At 35.0% G+C, this 18,985-nt stretch carries 15 protein-coding genes and 1 pseudogene; 15 read left to right on the top strand and 1 reads right to left on the bottom strand.

Annotated elements, in window-relative coordinates; translation table 11 throughout:
- Positions 1-458 precede the first annotated feature (458 nt).
- The 11 genes and pseudogenes from DD829_RS07680 (at position 459) to DD829_RS07635 (ending at position 14,708) form a co-directional block, all read left to right on the top strand.
- Positions 459-977 (top strand): RNA polymerase sigma factor, encoded by a 519-nt coding sequence (locus DD829_RS07680; protein WP_108411444.1) that lies wholly within the window; start codon positions 459-461, stop codon positions 975-977.
- Between the two features lie 12 nt (positions 978-989).
- Positions 990-2,114, top strand: coding sequence for a TonB-dependent receptor plug domain-containing protein (locus DD829_RS07675; RefSeq protein WP_108411445.1), 1,125 nt, complete (start codon positions 990-992; stop codon positions 2,112-2,114).
- A gap of 98 nt (positions 2,115-2,212) precedes the next feature.
- Positions 2,213-4,984: a hypothetical protein gene (locus DD829_RS07670; RefSeq protein WP_116547652.1), complete on the top strand. Its 2,772-nt coding sequence runs from the start codon at positions 2,213-2,215 to the stop codon at positions 4,982-4,984.
- Positions 4,985-4,987: 3 nt separating this feature from the next.
- Positions 4,988-9,556 carry a TonB-dependent receptor plug domain-containing protein gene (locus DD829_RS07665; protein ID WP_108411208.1) on the top strand — a complete coding sequence of 1,523 codons (4,569 nt, stop codon included), beginning with the start codon at positions 4,988-4,990 and terminating at the stop codon, positions 9,554-9,556.
- A gap of 467 nt (positions 9,557-10,023) precedes the next feature.
- Positions 10,024-10,395: pseudogene (locus tag DD829_RS24090) on the top strand (thrombospondin type 3 repeat-containing protein); the annotation flags it as partial.
- A complete protein-coding gene (locus DD829_RS07660; RefSeq protein ID WP_317048566.1) occupies positions 10,390-11,838 on the top strand; it encodes a VWA domain-containing protein in 1,449 nt (482 codons plus the stop codon). The pseudogene DD829_RS24090 and the gene DD829_RS07660, both read left to right, overlap by 6 nt.
- Before the next feature lie 120 nt (positions 11,839-11,958).
- Positions 11,959-12,462 (top strand): GbsR/MarR family transcriptional regulator, encoded by a 504-nt coding sequence (locus DD829_RS07655; RefSeq protein ID WP_029297026.1) that lies wholly within the window; start codon positions 11,959-11,961, stop codon positions 12,460-12,462.
- Between the two features lie 167 nt (positions 12,463-12,629).
- Positions 12,630-13,007: a hypothetical protein gene (locus DD829_RS07650; protein ID WP_108410121.1), complete on the top strand. Its 378-nt coding sequence runs from the start codon at positions 12,630-12,632 to the stop codon at positions 13,005-13,007.
- Positions 13,008-13,061: 54 nt separating this feature from the next.
- Positions 13,062-13,406 (top strand): hypothetical protein, encoded by a 345-nt coding sequence (locus DD829_RS07645; protein WP_108410122.1) that lies wholly within the window; start codon positions 13,062-13,064, stop codon positions 13,404-13,406.
- Between the two features lie 6 nt (positions 13,407-13,412).
- Positions 13,413-13,817, top strand: a complete 405-nt coding sequence (locus tag DD829_RS07640; protein WP_029297034.1) for a hypothetical protein — start codon at positions 13,413-13,415, stop codon at positions 13,815-13,817.
- A 78-nt stretch (positions 13,818-13,895) separates the two neighbouring features.
- Complete coding sequence (locus DD829_RS07635) at positions 13,896-14,708, top strand: DCC1-like thiol-disulfide oxidoreductase family protein (protein ID WP_108410123.1); 813 nt, start codon at positions 13,896-13,898, stop codon at positions 14,706-14,708.
- A 104-nt stretch (positions 14,709-14,812) separates the two neighbouring features.
- Here DD829_RS07635 and DD829_RS24415 read toward each other — a convergent pair whose 3' ends face one another.
- On the bottom strand, positions 14,813-14,950 hold the full coding sequence (locus tag DD829_RS24415) for a hypothetical protein (RefSeq protein ID WP_317047703.1): 138 nt from the start codon (positions 14,948-14,950) through the stop codon (positions 14,813-14,815).
- Between DD829_RS24415 and DD829_RS24410 the strand changes: the two genes are divergently transcribed.
- The 4 genes from DD829_RS24410 to DD829_RS07615 all read left to right on the top strand — a co-directional run bounded on the left by DD829_RS24410 (position 14,949) and on the right by DD829_RS07615 (position 18,804).
- Positions 14,949-15,242 (top strand): hypothetical protein, encoded by a 294-nt coding sequence (locus DD829_RS24410; protein ID WP_317047704.1) that lies wholly within the window; start codon positions 14,949-14,951, stop codon positions 15,240-15,242. The two genes, DD829_RS24415 and DD829_RS24410, sit on opposite strands and share 2 nt — an antisense overlap.
- A gap of 100 nt (positions 15,243-15,342) precedes the next feature.
- Complete coding sequence (locus DD829_RS07625; protein WP_108410124.1) at positions 15,343-16,047, top strand: YqjF family protein; 705 nt, start codon at positions 15,343-15,345, stop codon at positions 16,045-16,047.
- Positions 16,048-16,222: 175 nt separating this feature from the next.
- A complete protein-coding gene (locus tag DD829_RS07620) occupies positions 16,223-17,125 on the top strand; it encodes a TIGR01777 family oxidoreductase (protein ID WP_108410125.1) in 903 nt (300 codons plus the stop codon).
- Between the two features lie 236 nt (positions 17,126-17,361).
- Positions 17,362-18,804, top strand: a complete 1,443-nt coding sequence (locus DD829_RS07615; RefSeq protein ID WP_108410635.1) for an alpha-L-fucosidase — start codon at positions 17,362-17,364, stop codon at positions 18,802-18,804.
- Positions 18,805-18,985 lie beyond the last annotated feature (181 nt).

Genomic DNA, 18,985 nt, shown 5'->3' with positions numbered 1-18,985 from the left:
AAACCAAAACAGAAATACAATTAATTGGAAATCAAATAGTTAAATTAAAAAAACATTATTCAAAATAATAAAAAAAATCTTCCGACCATGACTACGGCAAAGCCGCCGCCGAAACCTCAAAAAGAGCTCAGACAGACCGCTCAATCGCGGCTAAGGCAGAAGTCCTTCATTTCAACATTTGTAAACACCATTAAAATTTGTCATCCTGAAAACATCTGACTACAGTTTTTCCACTACATTCAGATAATTGCGGCATCATAAACTTTGTGAAAATAATTTTTTAAAAAAATAAAAAAGAAAATATTTCAAAAATATGAAGTATAGAATTCATTTACAGATGTTTTCGTTCTTAAATTCATTTGCCACCTTCACTGAAATTCATTATTTTTTCAAAAAAGTTGATGATGTTTCCAACCTTTTTGAAATTTTATGCATCTATGTAGATATAAAGCCTGATTATGGAACGAGAGTTACTATTAGAATGTCAACGGAACGACCGCAACGCGCAGCGGAAAGTCTACGAAATGATGGCGGGAAAACTGTACACCGTTTGCAAGCGGTATCTGAAAAACGATGAAGATATCGAAGAAGTTCTGGCGGACAGCTTCTATAAGATTTTCACGAAAATGAGCCAGCTCCAGAATCCTGATATTTTCGAAGCGTGGTCAAAAAAAATTGCAGTGAATGAATGTCTGCAGAAATTAAGATCCACTAAAGAACTGCATATTTCTTTAGAAGACAATCATGCCGTTTCTACAGATTCTGCGATGGAAAATGTGTCTTTTGAAAAAGATATTTTAAGCCTTCTGAACTTTCTTCCCGAAGGTTGCAGAGCTATTTTCAACCTTTTTGCCATCGAAGGATATCCTCACAAAGAAATTGCAACCATGCTTTCCATTAGTGAAGGAACCTCAAAATCTCAACTCAATTTTGCCAGAAAAAGACTTCAGGAACTTTTGGTTAATCAAAACATTTAAACTTTTACAACAATGGAAAACAATTCAATAGATAAAACATTCAACGAGGCTTCTAAAACACTGGAAGAACCTGCGACTTTTCCTGGGTTTGATAGAGTTTGGGCAAAAGTGGAAGAAAAATTAGACAAAAAAGAACAAAAAAAGAGTAAAATAGTTCCGATCTGGCTTCCTTACGGAATTGCCGCAAGTTTATTAATCGGTTCCGGAATCTTTTACTTTTCCAATAAAAAAGACAATGCGGAAGTTACCCAACAGGTTATTGCAAAAAATATCATCTCTGAAAATAAACCTTCTGCTGCTATTTCGGAACACGTTCAGAAAGCTGACAGTATTATAAAAGTGAATATCCAAAAAGAAACTTTACCTCCTGTAACGATAGCTGCTGAAGCTCCGCCAGTTGCAATCCAGGCTCCGTTTCCTGTTGTTTCATTTCCTCCATTAGCTTCTCCTGCACGTTATGAAGAACCGGTAGTTCTTGAAAGAGAAAATAAAATGATTAAAGACGCTCCCAAAAATCAAAATATCGAAGAGGTAATCGCAATGGGCATTAAAAAAGAAAAAGCTTCGATGGTGAATTCTCTGGCTTCATCTTCATCAGAGAAAAAGAGACTTACCGATCTTAATGCAGTTGCAGATACGGCAGAAGCAGTTTATTCTACCAATCCGTATGATCTGAAAGAATCTTCTCAGGAACCCGAAATTCTGGCGTACAATAAAGGATATCTTAAAGCAAAACAGCCAATTGCAGGAAATTATCAGGGTTTGGCAAACAGAATAGGGAACAAAGAAGCCATAAACTCAATTCGTGGAGCAGCTTCAGGCGTGAATATCAATTCAATTTCGGGAAGACAGGGTTCCGGAAAAGTGGATATCTCGATCAGTTGTGAAGGTTCATCCAAAACCAATAACAGTCCGCTGTTTGTCATCAACGGAAAGGCAACAGATTCTGAACTTTTCAAGAGAATTGATCCTAATAAAATAGAATCCATCCGTGTTTTTAAAGCAGACACAGCAACCGCACTTTTCGGAAACCAAGCCGCAAATGGAGCTGTTCTGGTGGAAACTAAAGACATTTCCAGAAAAGAAAAAAGAATGCTGAAAAGGCTGCTTAAAAAAGAAAAACTGCTGAAAAAGTAGCTCTCTAAACCTCCAAAACTAATATTCATTCAATATAAATCTGAAAAAAGAAATTTCTTCGGAGGTTTCTTTTTTCGCCTTTTAATCAAGAAAAGACCATGAAGAACTTGTATTGTCTGCTTCCGCTGTTTGCGGTTAACTGCCTGTTTGCGCAGAATTCTCAACAGTATTATTCCGGAATATTTTTAAACGAAAAAGAAAAACCACAGAATTTTTTAAAGGTTCTGAACAAAAACAGCGGAGTTTATGAACTTACCGATGAAAAAGGTTTTGCCATCATCGCTGCTAAAAATTACGACACCTTGGTTTGGAACAACGGTAAAAACAAAGCGGTTGTATACGGAACCAGTGAGCTGAAAACTATTTTGGAAAGCCAGATAGAAAAAAGAAGTGTTCAAAATATTCAAAATAATACGTACGACAGTTTGATTTCAAAAGAGCGGAAAGATGAATTTAGCGTAGAAAATTCCGGACAAAGTCTGAGAACCAATTTGTTTGATTATTATTCCGTTAGAAAAATAAAAGAGATTGGTAAAAATTATATCAGTTTAAAAGGACGCACCCAGAAATTTTTGTTTTTAAACGGAAGTTTTACCACTTCAGCGGAGGTGAAAAGCAGAAATTCGATTCCTAAAACCCAGAATCAATATGTTCAGGGAAGGTCTGAAAACGGAGAACTGACTTGGAAAGGTCCCGAAACCAATGAAATGTTCAGTTTCGGACCGGATATTTCAACTTTCCAGTTTGATAATCAATCTTATGAATATGATCAAAATGGAAAGCTGATTCCTCTTATGAACGGAAATTCTTCCGGGAAAGCTTATGATAACGACATTTTTAAAACGACAGTTGGGTACAATAATCAATTGAGACTGAATCTGTTTTTCAAAAATAATGAATATTACTACGATGAAAAGTTTCGGATTTCACTGGATCTCGGACAGCAGAAAGATCAGATGTATTTCATGGATCAGTACAGTATTCTGAATTCTTTTAAAACAAAACTAAGTTCGAAAATTTTAAAATTTGCGGTGGATGCAGCTTTTGTTTACGATGAAAACAAAGCAACGAACTCCAACAGAATCGGCTTGTTCAACAGAGTTTATCAGAATTCTTTACTGACGCCGGTTTCTTTTTCCAATGCTCAGAAGATTTTTCTTACCGATGGTTCCCAGAGAAGCTACAGCAAGTTTGCAGACAATCCGGAATTTTTATTTTATCAGGATAATCAATACAATTCCAGAGATAAAAGAAGACAGTTCAATTTCGGAATTTCGCGGGACTGGAGTCATTTTAAGCTAAATATCACACAATCTTACGAAAACGATTTCTTCCTGAATCTGGACCGTTATAAACCTTCAGCTTACGGTTTTTCCAATGGTCTGCAGAATGAGCGAACGCAAAACAATAAATTGTATAATTCCAGTATTTCAGGAGATTATTCGGTAAATGAATATTATTGGAAACATCGTTTTAATCTCAATTTTATTGTCAATAACAACAGATCGGAGATTGATAATACTTTAAACAGTAAAAATTATATTTACCAGAGAACTTCGCAGGATTATATCTTCGAATACAGGCTAAATTATGATGGCTATCGTGATTTCGAAATGGGATTGAATGCAGGAAATTCTTTCTACATTTCAAATACTTCGCTTAAAAATAATTATTTTCTTCCTAAAGTGGGAGCGTATTTTACTTTTAAAGAAATATTCAACTGGAGAAACATCAATTTTAAAATTTTAGGAGCCTACACTCAGCTAAGCTCGGAGCCGGAAATCACAAAATCCTATGCTTCTTACGCAACCACTTTGCTGAATGCGCAGAATTCAAATCAGTATTTTCCGATTCAGGAAGTAGAAACCTTTAAAAATCTGTCGAATATTGATTCCAAAGAATGGAAAACGGGTTTCAGGCTGACTTCAAGATACAATTTAGGCATTGAAGCAGAATATTTTCAACGGAAAATCAGCAATGATATTTTTCCGGTTTTTGAAAATGGCAATTTAAAACTGAAAAACCTTGCAGATCATACGTACCGCGGACTGGAAGTGAATTTCTTTTTTGATAATGTTTATCTGGGTTCAGATTTCAGGATGAATCAGAAGGCTTCATTTTTTAAGTACAGAGATATGGTGGATCGGGTAAATTCGGGATATCATAATACAGCGGTTTCAGGTTTTAAAGACATTTACAAAACATTGTCGGAAGGTGAAGTTCTGGGAGCGGTTGTCGGAAGTTATTTCGAAAGAAATAACAACGGAGAGTTGATTATTGATGAATTCGGTTATCCTAAAAAAGCGGACGGATCTAAAATAATTGCAGATCCCACATCGGATTTTGTCGTTAAATTCAATCATAATTTCACCTATAAAATGCTCACTTTAGACATCAACTGGGAATGGAAAAAAGGCGGACAGGTCTGGAACGGAACTCAGGCTGTTCTCGATTATTACGGACGTTCCCAGACTTCCGGAGATGACAGAAATATTAAAAATTATGTTTTTCAGGGAGTAAATTCCGGCGGAAATCCCAATCAGATTCCTGTTGATTTTTACGATCCCAATCAGGACGTTTCGAAAAACCGATGGACGAGATACGGATATTTGGGCGTTGCGGAAGACTATGTTCAGAAAGCGGATTATGTGAGAATTAATGCGGTTTCTCTAACGGCAAAATTCGATGTCGGACAGTTTAAAAAAGGTTTGGGAATTACATTCTATGTGAATAATATTCTTCTTTGGCAGGCGAATCGTGGCGTAGATTCCAATCAGAACTTCTATGATTCGGAGAACGGAAGAGGACTGGATTTTTTCAATCTTCCGTCGTATAAAACTTTTGGCTGTATGGTTTCATTTCAATTTTAAGGTATGAATTTCAAGGTTACAACATCTATTTTAGGATTATTTTTTCTGGTTTTTGCTTCTCTATCAAAAGCTCAGGAACCGTTTAAAAATTTCGAAAAAGAAAAAACGTACATTCAGACCAACCATGTTTTTTATAAACCCGGTGAGGAAATGTACTTTAAAATTTACACGGTAAAGGCAGAAAATAATCTTCCCGCCGATCAGAGCAAAGCCGTCAATTTTGAATTGACTGATCCAAGCGGAACGGTCGTAAAAAAAGCAAAATACGAAATTACAAACGGCTATTCGGAAGGCTATTTTTATTTTAACAGCGACATGAAGGGCGGAATATATAAATTGCGCGCTTTCACCAACTGGATGCAGAATGAAGACGGAAAAAATGCTTTCGAGAAAGAAATTACCCTCCAGAAAATTGTTTCGCCAAGAATTCTGATGAAACTGGAGTTTCCCAAAAAAGGATATGGAGCAGGAGATGAGGTTCTTGCCGATTTTTCGATGAGAAGTCTCAGCAATCTTCCGATTCCTTTTTACGAAGGAGATTACACGGTAATGCATAACGGTGAAAAGATTTCAGAGGGGAAGCTGATAACGGATAAAGAAGGGAAAAATCAACTGAAATTCAGACTTCCGGTTGTTTTAAAATCTTCCGATGCGCTGTTAACCATTAAAATCAATTTCGACGGCTTTACAGAATCCATTTCAAGAAATATTCCGATTGTACTGAATAAGCTTGACGTGAAATTCATGCCGGAAGGCGGAACTTTCATTAATGGGATCGAGCAGAATATTGCCTATAAAATTCTGGATGAATTTGAAAAGCCAGTTGATGCCACATTGGAAATTTTTAACCAAAACCATCAGAAAATTACCGAAACTTCAGCGTATAATTTCGGGATGGGAAGTTTTCTTCTGACACCCAGAAAAGGCGAAAATTACTATGTAAAAGTATTGAAACCTGAAAATATTTCAGCCGTTTATCCGCTTCCGATGGCGAAAGATGAAGGAATTGTTTTCAATATCAATAAAGAAAGCCACAAGATTGTTTTTAAAATCCGATCAACAGATGAAAAAGATGTTATTCTCAAAGGAAATTTCCGTGAGAAAGAAGTTTACAGCAAAACCATTTTATTAAAAAAAGGATTGAATGAATTAGAACTTCCGGAAAATGAACTTCCGATCGGTATTTGCAGATTTACGGTGTTTGAACGTGATATTCCTTTGGCAGAACGCATTGTCTTTTCAAATGAAAACAAACAGATGAATGTGAAAGTAAAACCGGTAAAGCAAAATTATCTTCCGAGAGAAAAAGTAACTGTGAATATCGAAACAACAGACGAAAATAATAAACCAATTCCCGCAAATCTGGCTCTGAGCGTTGTGGATGATAAACTCTGGACGTATGCAGACGATAAGCAAAATCATATTCTTTCGTGGCTGCTGATGGATTCTGAGCTGAAAGGAAAAATTGAAAGGCCTCAGTTTTATTTCGATAAAAAAGAAGAAAAAAGAACCAAAAGCCTCGATTTGGTAATGCTTACCAATGGTTACCGATATTTTGAAATGACTCCCGAAGTTATCAAAAACAGAAAATACAAATATCTTCCCGAAAAGAAAAATCCCATCTACGGAATTGTAGAAGACGAAAAAGGAAATCCTGTAAAAGCCGATGTGTATTTCCTTGAGGACGGTAAAATCCTGAAACAGACGACCTCAGAAAACGGATTGTTTTATTTTTATGATCTCAATAGAAATTATTCCAATAAGCTGATTGCGAAATCTGTACAGCCAAAACAGCAGGTGAAAATCCGGATTTTATCTTACAGACTGGCAATAAATCCTTTGGCTGCAAAATCTTTGAATAATATTAATGTAGAAGAAATTGTAAAAGAAACCATAAAAGAAGAAGGTAAAATAAAACTGCGTGAAGATGCTGAAAAGGAAATTCCGAAAACGGCTTCCACAGAAAGAACAAAATCTTCCTCCGAAAACAGACGTTCCCGATCGGTTTCAAGAGGAAGCATGAGAAGTGATACCATAACATCTAAGAGAATAGAAGAGGTGGTAGTGGTAGGCTTCTCGCAAAGTTCTTTAAAGGATAAAACAACTGCAGCAGTTGTTTCTGTTCGAAAAGATGAACTGCAAAATCCGAATATGATTTCTTCTTTGGCTGGAAAAGTTTCAGGACTTGTTATTACTCCCACCAATCAGCCGGGAGGTTATCTCAATGTGCAGATCCGGGGAAATGCTTCTGTTGCCAATAAAAATCCGCTGTATGTTGTGGATGGTGTTCCTGTAGAGAATTTTAAAACAGTCATCAATCCGAGTGATATCAACAGTGTAACAATTTTAAAAGATGCCGCTGCAACTGCTATTTACGGAAACAGAGGTGCAAATGGTGTGATCGTTATTAATTCTTTGAAGAATTTCCGGTCTCAGATAAAATTTGATGTAACGCCGAAATCATATTATGCATTGGTGAATATTCCCAATGACAGTCTGGTTTCGTACGAATACACAAGAAATTTTTCTTATCCTGTCTATAAAACGACAAATACTTCTTACAGACACGATTATCGTGAAGCTCTGTATTGGAATCCTGTATTGGAAACAGGGAAAAACGGAAAAGCACAGGTTGAATTTTATAATTCCGATGCCAATTCTACTTTCAGAATCATGACGGAAGGAATTTCCTCTTCAGGTTTAATCGGGCGTGATGAAACAACTTATGCGGCTCAAAGTCTGATTTCCATAGATGCGAAACTTCCGCAATATCTTACAAGAACAGATCAGATGATGATTCCGGTGGTGGTTAAAAACAATTCTCCGGAAACCAAAAAGATAATGATGGACGTTATTGTTCCGAATCGTGTGAACGTGGTACAATCAGATAGTGCGATTACTTTGAAACCTTTGGAGTCAGGCAGATTATTTGTGAAAATCCAGACCAATCAAGTGGTGGAATCGAATATTCAGTTTACCGTAAGATCAGAAGATTTCAGAGAAACTATGATTCTTCCCTTTAAAGTGGAGGAAAAAGGATTTCCTCACCGTTATTCAGTTATCAATAACAAAACAGAAGACCTCAAAATTGATATTCCGCATTATATTGAAGGCAGTTTCTTTTCGTCTTATTATGTGTATGAAAACAATGCATTGCAGATGTTTGAAAATATGGAACGCCTGAAAAGAGAACCTTACGGATGTTTTGAGCAGCTTTCTTCAACCGTTTATCCAAATATTTTCATTCTGGATTATTTAAAACAGATTAAAAGAATTACACCGGAAACCGAAAATCTGGTGATCAGGAATATGAAAAAAGGCTATCAGAAAATGCTGAGCTATAAAAACCGAGACGGCGGATTCACTTACTTCGGATCTTCGGAATCGGATGTTGCACTTTCTGCTTTTGCATTGCTTGAATTTAAAGATCTGAAAAAATATGTGAATATTGAACCTAAAATCATTCAGGATCTTACCTCTTTTATTTTATCCAAAAAAAATCAGAACGGAATGTTTGAAGTAAGAAGAAACTATGAAAAAAGCATTCCGTATTCAGATTTTGCATGGTCGAGAAATATGTATGTTTTATATGCTTTGTCTAAAACGGGAATCAGAAATCTTGACGATGCCTACGAAATCAATCTGAAACGTGCTTTGGCGACAAAAGATGCTTATCAGTTGGCTTTAATGGCAAATATTTCTTATAATTTAGGCAAAAATCAGCAGTATAAAGACTTGATAGCAATTTTAAACAATCAGTTTGAAGGGAAAAGTTTAAAAACAAAAACCACTTTTACAGGTTCCGGAGGATTTTCTGCGAATGCAGAAACACTATCACTTTATCTGATGGCTTTGCAGAAAGATGAACAGTTGAGCCAGTTAAAAATTGCAGAAGTTGCAGATCATCTGATCAATTTCAACGGATATTATGGCTTCGGTTCTACTCAGGCAACAACTTTGGCTTTGGAAGCATTATCTGTATTTTTTTCAAAAAATGAAAAATTATATGGCACAGAAAAACCTTTGATAAAAGTAAACGGAGCAGAGATCAGAACGAATAATTCGGTGGGTTCTGCTTTTAAAAACGGAGAAAATACAATCAGCATCAATTATCCTACAAAAAGAGGCCTTCCTTACAAACTGGATTATGAATATTACACGTTAAAAGCTCCGAAAAGTGCAGAAATTCCTTTAATCCTGAATACAAAATTAAAATCTGAAACAGCAAAAACAGGCGAGACAGACCGAATGATAATTACCATTCAGAATAAGATAAACAATCAGCTTCCAATGGTGACCGCGAAAATAGGAATTCCGGCAGGATTAACTTTACAGAATGCTTTGCTGAAAGATCTTCTGGATAAAAAGCAGGTTTCCTATTACGAAATTTTTGATAATTATCTGGTTCTGTATTGGGAACATTTTGATGCCAATGAAATAAAAACCATTAATCTGGATCTGAAGGTGGAATTTGCGGGAGAATATACAGGAAAAGCAAGCAACGCATACCTTTATTATATGCCGGAAGCAAAATTTTGGAATGAAGGGATAAAAGTCAGAATTCAGCCTTAAAGCTTATTTTAAAGTCGTGGAATTTTTAAATATTTGATTTATAATTAATTAAATTATAGAAATGAAGAGGGTAAAGTTTTAATAAAGAATATTGTGATTGTCCGTAATTTGTCATAATTTAAATATCCTTTGAGCTCTTTGCTGAGTGAATAGTTTATGCAGAGCTTGTCGAAGCACCTTTGCGAACTTAAAAACAGTTGGTATATAAAAGAATCTTAGCGATCCCTTTGCGTGAAAATTAAGCATTATGATCAATAAAGGATAATCAATAAAATATTAATTCAACTGCAACTTTTCCGAAAATCTACATCCTTAAAACAGAGAAACGGAAAATGATTATATTTTCCAGAAAAATAATACATATGAAAAAACTAGGAACTACCATATTGGCTTTGATGTTGGTAATGGGCTGTAAAACCAAAACAGCAACAGATCATCAAACTGAAAAAGAGAAATTAAGCATTGAAAAAGACAAAGATCAGGACGGAGTTAAAAACCGAAAAGATAAATGTCCGGAAATCGCAGGACCGATAGAAAATAAAGGCTGTCCGTTCCCAGATACAGACGGAGACGGCGTTCCCGATAAAGAAGACCAATGTAAAGAAGCTGCGGGACCGATAGAAAATAACGGCTGTCCTTTTCCTGATACCGACGGAGATGGAATAATAGACAAAGATGATGCCTGTCCGACGGTTGCCGGACCCGCAGAAAACAACGGCTGTCCGTGGCCTGATACAGATGGCGACGGAATTCTGGATAAAGACGATGCGTGTCCTACCGTTCCCGGATTACCGGAATATAACGGCTGTCCGAAACCGAAATCGGTCGTGGCTATGGAGATTGAATCTTCACCGCGAAGTTTATCTGCTGCGGGAGCAAAATCGATATCAGGTGTAAAGATTAGTAAATCCAAAGCAAAAGGTAAGAAAACAAAAATTTATGAAGAATTTCCGGATGCAGGAAAACTTACAGCAGGAGAAGTAAATGATTTCTCAAAATGGAATTACTGGCAGGATATGGCGGTTCCTGTTTTATCAGAATATAAAAATCAATGGAAACTTTTCCCGGATAAAAGGGTTTCTGTTCAGTTGGTTAATAAAGACAAAAAACCAGTTATTGGTAAGAAATTAAGGTTGTTGAATGATAAGAAAGAAATTATTTGGGAAGCTGTTTCGGATAATAAAGGAAACGCAGAATTATGGATCGCTCCAAGAATAGATTATCAATCTTTATCAAAGAAATATTATATAACAGACGATAAAGGAAAAACTTTGTCAGCTAAAGCAAATTTATTTAAAAAGGGTGAAAATATAATTACAATAGATACACCATGTCTTCAAAAAAGAAATTTAGATTTAGCTTTTGTTGTAGATGCTACAGGATCTATGGGGGATGAGATTTCTTATTTACAGGCAGAATTATTGGATGTGCTGAGAAAAGTTGAAAAAAAACTTCAGAATACAACAGACGTTCGTTATGGTTCTGTATTTTACAGAGATCAAGGTGATGAATATGTAACGCGTGAATTTAATTTTTCCGACAGAGCTGAAAATTTGGTGAATTTTATTAAAAAACAAAATGCTAATGGAGGTGGAGATACTCCTGAAGCAGTTGTTGAAGCATTGGATTCTTCAATTGATAAACTTAGCTGGAGCAAAGAAAATTCTACAAAAATTATTTTTCTGATTCTTGATGCATCTCCACATTATTCTGAAGAAAATATTAATAAAATATATAATAAAATAAAACTGGCAGCAAAAAAAGGAATTACAATTATTCCTTTGGCAGCGAGTAATACAGATAAAGAAACGGAATATATTATGAGAACGTTTGCTTTGCTTACAAACGGAACCTACACATTCCTTACCAACCACAGTGGAATCGGAAATCATCACATCGAACCAACAACAGATTCTTACGAAGTGGAAAAGTTAAATGATCTATTGTTGAGGCTTATTCTGCAACGTTCAACAATACCTTCTTGTCAGAAGCCTTCTAATAATGAATTTATTAACAAAAAAATTGAGGTAGAACTTGAATATGAAGAAAATCCAAAGGTTAAAATTTATCCAAACCCTACAAAAGGATTAATTAACATACAGTCGAATAAACAGATTGATGAATTATACCTATATGATTTCAGTGGTAAAATTTTAATCAAACAGGAAAAATTACCAAAAGGAAATAATAAAATAGATATTACTTCCTATCCTCAAGGTGTTTATTTAATGAGATGTTTATATGGAAAACAATGGGACGTATTTAAAATTATAAAAAATTAAAGTTAGTGTTAACAGGCATTCTCAAAGGATGTCTGTTTTTATTTTAAATAAACTTTCAAAAATTATTGAAAGTTCGAAAATTATTATTACATTTGTATCAGAAACTAAAAGTAAAACAAAATGCAACTTTCAGAAGCTAAAGAAAAATACATTCAGACTTGGGGTACATTTGCGACCAATTGGGGGATCAACCGTACCATGGCGCAGGTTCATGCCCTGCTTTTGGCAAGTGGTAAAGCACTTTCTACCGATGAGGTAATGGAGCAGCTTGAAATTTCAAGAGGAAACGCCAATATGAATCTCCGTGCGCTGATGGATTGGGGAATCGTAAGAAAAGAATTTGTAAAAGGCGACCGGAAAGAATATTTTGTTGCGGAAAGAGACGTTTGGTTTTTATTCAAGCAGATTACAAAAGAACGTCGAAAAAGAGAAATTGAGCCCGTTATTTCTTTTTTGGAAGAACTGAAAAATATTGAAGATAAAGATTCCGAAGGAGCAAAAGAGTTCATCAAATTAATGGACGATTTCAGTTCCGTAACAGGAAAAATCAACAATATCATGGATCTCGCGATAAAAAGTGACGATCATTGGCTGGTTGGGAAAATTACCAATTTGTTAAAATAATTGGTTGCCATTCTGGACATACACTGAAGATTCATGGAAGAAGTTCAAAAGTGAAGTGAAGAATCTCAAACAAATAGTTGAAGCATAAAAAAGGAAATTTTCCTTTTTTATTTCAGATAAACTTTCATAAATTATTGAAAATACAATAACAATAAAAACTCAAAAACATGGAACGTAAAATTTTAAAAGGAGAAGTAATATTTCAAACAGTTGTAAGCCTTGTATTCTTTTTGCCCGTTGCGGTTAATTACTATCAGAAAACACAGAGATCAGATTTTTTTATCGCTCTTTTCTATGTCGGTATTTCAAATCTGATAGGCTTCTTATTGAGAGTTTCACTTAGCAAAAGCAGATTTCACAGATATTATTTTTGCGGCGTTATTCTGTTTTTCATTATCCTGTATTTTACTGCAGTATATCTGATTGATTTCAGAAAGGATTTTGTAATAAACTTTATGGGCATCGGAGGCGTATTTTTTAATATATACTATTTGATATATGGATTTTATAATATTAAAACGATGCAGCAAAATAAAATAGAGTAATCAATTTTTTTAAAATAAAATTTCAAAAATTATTGAAAATATAAAAACTATAAGATGTTCAATATTGTTTCATACATGATTTTTCTGGCAGCCAGTTCTTACATTACCATTGACGTAGGACGAAGATGTTATCTTGCAGGAAATTTGTATCTGGAATACCTCATCCACGACAAAAATCTTTGCCTTACGATCAACAGAATACTTTTAGCCTGTTATTACCTTGTGAATCTGGGATATATTGCCATTAGCCTGACAAGCTGGGACAGGGTTGCCTCTTTTGAACAGGTTCTTTCAGTTACTGCAATACGCATCGGAAATATCATGCTGATTCTTTGTGTGTTACACTATATCAACATTTTTACCCTTTATTTCCTTAGAAAAAATTTAACCATAAAATAAACTATTATGACAGCAACTATTCTTACCACAGCAACGTACAATTTTTCAGCGTATATGATTTATTTGCCAATCGTAATTACGCTTACCGTTTTTGTTTCGCAATTTCTGTTCAAAAACTCAAAGACTTTTATGATTGATATTTTCCACCAGAAAGAAGATATTGCCATGGCAACAAACTCCCTTTTCAAAATAGGATTCTACCTGCTGAACATTGGCTTTGCCCTATGCATCATCGAGTTCTACAGAATAGAAACTTTAGAAAGTCTTGTGGTAGACATGAGTGAAAAGATCGGTAAATTTTCTATTTACCTGGGAATTATGATGCTTCTGAACCTGCTGCTTTTCCTGAAAGGCCGTAAACACGCTATGAACAAAGATAAAATCATTAAAAATGAAAACACTCATATTTAAAATCTGGATGTATTTTACATTCAAAGTCCAAAACAAAAGAACACGAGGAGACTTTTTAAACCTGTAAAATTAATCACCATGAAAACCCTAAAAAACCACACCCTCATCTACGACAACGAATGTCCCATGTGCAACATCTATTCAAAAGGCTTCATCAAATGCGGAATGCTCGATGAAAACGGAAGAGAAGCCTTTACAGATCTGAGTTTCAAAAATAAAGACCTGATTGATTTCAACCGTGCAAAAAACGAAATCGCATTAGTCGATCACGAAAAAAATACAGTAATTTATGGTTTAGAAAGTCTTTTGTTAATCATCGGAAATTCTTTTCCAAAGCTTGAAAAAATTGCAAGGATTCAGCCTTTGCACTGGTTTTTCAAAAAGCTGTATTCCTTTGTTTCTTATAACCGGAAGCAGATTATTCCTTCCGCAAAAGATCAGCATGAAGAAGCTTGTGTTCCGGATTTCAATCTAAAATACAGATTGGCTTACATCGCTTTTGTGGTCATTTTTTCAGGGTATATTTTAAGCATATTTTTACCTAAATTGGGATTAAATCTCACTCAGAATTTTTGGAGAGAATTTGCGATCTGTTGCGGACAAATCGTTTGGCAGACTTTAATTTTAAAAACCTATTTAAAAGATAAAATCTGGAATTATCTCGGAAATATGATGACGGTTTCTTTAATCGGCACTTTACTTCTGATTCCGGCTTTATTTCTTAATCTCAATGCAAATGCATCAGTTATTTATTTTGGAACCGTTGTTTTTATCATGCTTTTAGAACATCTCAGAAGATGCGGAATTTTAAAATTAAACCCTCTTCCGACAATTTCATGGATCGTTTTCCGAATAACTGTTTTAGCCATTTTAATCTGGATGAATCTTTAAAAACTAAAAAACAAACTTTTTAAAATGTCAACAATCTATTTAGATACCATCATCAAATCCGACATTCAAACTGTTTTTGATCTTGCGAGAGACATCGATCTGCATTAGAAATCAACTTTTAAAACAGGAGAAAAAGCAATCGCAGGACGAACTTCAGGACTCATCGAAGAAGGCGAAACGGTAACATGGAAAGCAAAACATTTAGGAATCGAGCAAACCTTGACTACAAAAATTATCAGCATGAAGAAACCTTATCATTTCACAGATATGATGTTGAAGGGCGCTTTCAAATCCATGAATCATCAGCATATTTTCAGGCAGGAAGGTAAAAACACAATCATGACAGATATTTTCGAATTTCATTCCCCTTTCGGAATCATCGGAAAAATTTTTGATACTCTGTTTCTTAAAAATTACATGAAAAACTTTCTTTTAGAGAGAAACAAATTGATAAAATTCACCGCAGAAAATAATGAAAAATTAGCGAAGAAAAATGGAATAAAGCGCGAGCGAAGCGAGCGTCGAAACGTTTAGTATGAACGATGTCGTGCTGAGCTTAAGTTTATCCTGAGCTTGACGAAGGAAAGCATCTCAACATTAAAAACTATCAACGAATAAAAACCAACCAAAAATAATGAACTTCCTAAAAGCCGAATGGCGAAAACTAGCCATCATCAACTACGAAATCAATCCCGAAGTTTTAGAAAAATATCTTCCCAAAGGTACAGAACTTGATTTTTACAAGGGAAAATGCTATGTAAGTGTAGTCGGGTTTATGTTTTTAAATACAAAATTACTCGGACTTCCGATTCCTTTTCACAGAAATTTCGAAGAAGTAAATTTAAGATTTTATGTAAAGAAAAAAGAAGGTAATGATTGGAAAAGAGGAGTTGTTTTCATTAAAGAAATTGTTCCGAAACCGGCTTTAAGTTTTGTGGCAAATTCGGTTTACAAAGAAAATTATAAAACAATGCCCATGAAAAATATCATTCATCAAAAAGATCAAGAACTGCTGATAAAATACTCTTGGAAAGATAAAGAATGGCATTCAATAGAGATCAGTGCAGAAAGTGAACCATTAAAAATGGAAAACAATTCTGAATTTGAGTTCATTACTGAACATTATTACGGTTTCACAAAAAAAGAAAATAAAACATCAGAATATCAAGTCTGCCATCCGAAATGGAATTATTATTTAATCAAAAACTATCAGTTAAAAATAAATTTTCAAAAAGTATACGGGAATGATTTTGAATGTTTAAATCATAGGAAACCAATGTCTGTAATGCTTGCAGAAGGTTCTGAAATTGAAGTAAAAACAAAAAAGTATCTGATCTAAAAGTAAAAACAACCAAGTAAAAAGTAAAATGTTCATGCGGATATTTATCGGGCGTTTGCTAAACAATTAATATTAGCGATGTCATGCTGAGCTTTAAATTTATCCTGAGCTTGACGAAGGAAAGCATCTCAATATTTAAATCCATTAACAATCAACTAAATGCAATCAACCAAAAATGAAAATAATCATCGCCGCCGGAACAGGCTTTCTCGGTAAAAACCTCGAAAAATATTTTACTGAAAAAGGAAATCAGGTCTATATTTTAACCCGGAATCCAAAACGCCAAAACGAAATATTCTGGAATGCTAAAACGTTAGGAGAATGGAAAAATATCCTCGATAATTCTGATGTTCTGATCAATCTTGCCGGCAAATCCGTCGATTGCGGATATACGGAAAACAACAAAAAAGAAATTTACAATTCAAGAATTGAAAGCACAAAAGTTCTTCAGCAGGCAATTGATGAATGTATCCATAAACCCAAAATCTGGCTCAATGCAAGTTCCGCAACCATTTACGTTCATTCAGAAAAACTTTTGAACACAGAAGAAAACGGAATCATTGGTGACGATTTTTCCATGAACATCTGTAAAAGCTGGGAAAATGAATTTTTTAAATCAGAAACAGAAAATCTACGAAAAGTTGCGTTACGGACTTCCATTGTTTTAGGAAATAACGGCGGAGCTCTTCCTAAACTGAAGAGTCTGACCAAATTCGGATTGGGCGGAAAACAGGGAAGAGGAAACCAAAACGTAAGCTGGATTCATATTGAAGACTTTTGCAGAGCTGTAGAATTCATCATTGAACATGAAAATATCTCAGGAAGTATCAATATTACAGCTCCCCATCCTTTATTCAACAAAGAATTCATGAAAAAATTAAGAAAACAAATGGAAATCCCGTTTGGAATAAATGCACAGGTTTGGCAATTGGAAATCGCATCAATATTCTTAAACACCGAAACCGAATTACTATTAAAAAGCCGGAATGTCTACCCTGAAAAATTAATCAAAAGCGGCTTTAAATTTTCCTATTCAACAGTGGAATCTGCATTTAAAAATTTATTGTTATCAAAATGAAAGTTTTACAGACTGAAATATAAGTGTATTTTTTAACCACATAAGTCACCTTAGATTTTAAACTTCATCAACATGAGTTGCATTACTCTATAAAATCTTTGATTTTCTTCTTATGTGATCTTCTAAAATATATAATTAAACTAAACTTATTTGACTTATGTGTCAGGAAAAACTTTTGTGCCTTTTGTGGTTAAAAATTTCCGGTGAAATATTAAATTAGCAAAAACTAAACGTCAATGTTCATCAGACAAAAAGCAAAAACCATAATCCTTTCATCACTTCTTACGTCATCCGCTTTTTTTTCTCAGGCTCACAATGTTTCTGAAGGCTATCAGAAACCTACCGATCCGCTTGTTGTGCAAAATCTGGAAAACTGGCAGGATCTAAAATTCGGACTCTTCATGCATTGGGGAACCTACAGCCAATGGGGAATTGTCGAAAGCTGGAGCCTCTGTCCCGAAGACGAATCATGGACACAGAGAAAACCCGAACACGGAAAATCATACTACGAATACGTAAAAAACTATGAAAATCTTCAGACAACTTTCAATCCGGTTCAGTTCAATCCGCAGAAATGGGCAGAAGCTGCAAAAAAAGCAGGAATGAAATACGTGGTTTTTACAACAAAACATCATGACGGTTTTGCAATGTTTAATACCCAACAGTCTGATTATAAAATTACTTCTTCCAAAACGCCTTTTTCCAAAACGCCAAAAGCAGACGTAACAAAAGAAATTTTCAATACATTCCGACATAGCGGGTTTAAAATCGGAGCTTATTTTTCAAAACCCGATTGGCATTCCGACGATTACTGGTGGTCGTATTTTCCGCCAAAAGACCGAAATGTAAACTATGATCCTAAAAAATATCCTGAAAAATGGAACAGTTTTAAAAATTTTACGTTTAATCAGCTCAACGAAATCACCTCCAATTATGGCAAAATTGACATTCTTTGGTTAGACGGAGGCTGGGTTCGTCCCTTTAATACCATCGATCCCAATGTAGAATGGCAGAGAACCATCAAAGTTGAACAGGACATCGATATGGATAAGATCGGAACCATGGCGCGTAAAAATCAACCCGGAATCATTGTTGTAGACCGTACCGTTCCCGGAAAATGGGAAAACTATGTCACGCCGGAACAGGCGGTTCCGGAAAAGCCACTTTCCATTCCATGGGAAAGCTGCATTACGATGGGAGATTCGTTTTCCTATGTTCCCAACGACAATTACAAATCTTCTCAGAAAATCATCGAAACGTTAATTAAAATCATCTCAAGAGGCGGAAATTACCTCATGAATATTGCTCCCGGACCGAATGGAGACTACGATCCCATTGTTTACGAAAGACTGAAAGAAATTTCAAGTTGGATGGATAAAAACCAGTCGGCTGTTTTTGCAACAAGAAGTGTTGCCCCTTATCACGACGGAAATTTTTACTACACGAAAAGCAAAGACGGAAAAACAGTGAATATTTTTCATCTGGATGAAAAAACAAATTATCAGGCTCCATCAATCCTAAATTTCGTTATTCCTGAAAATTTTAAACCAAAATCATTGAAAATTTTAGGATTATCCAATAAAATCCAGTGGAAACAAACCGGAAATTCAATCGAAATCAATTTACCAAAGGAAAGAAACCAGTTAAAATATTCAACCGTAATCCAGATTACGCAGTAGTTCAAATTGTGACTATTTTTATATCAAAAACGACCTAGGAAATCGAAGCGTTAAGAAAATTAAAACTTAATCCGTTAAGAAATTCCCATTGTTTAAAGCGCGACACAGATATTGAACCGAAGAACTAATACCAAATTCGCGCAAGTTTTGGGAATTTTAGGATTAAATTTTAATTTTTAGC

This window comes from Chryseobacterium sp. HMWF035, assembly GCF_003094695.1.
Taxonomy (GTDB): Bacteria; Bacteroidota; Bacteroidia; order Flavobacteriales; family Weeksellaceae; genus Chryseobacterium; species Chryseobacterium gambrini.
The sequence above is the reverse complement of the archived record's forward strand: the minus strand, read 5'-3'. Positions and strand labels throughout refer to the sequence as shown.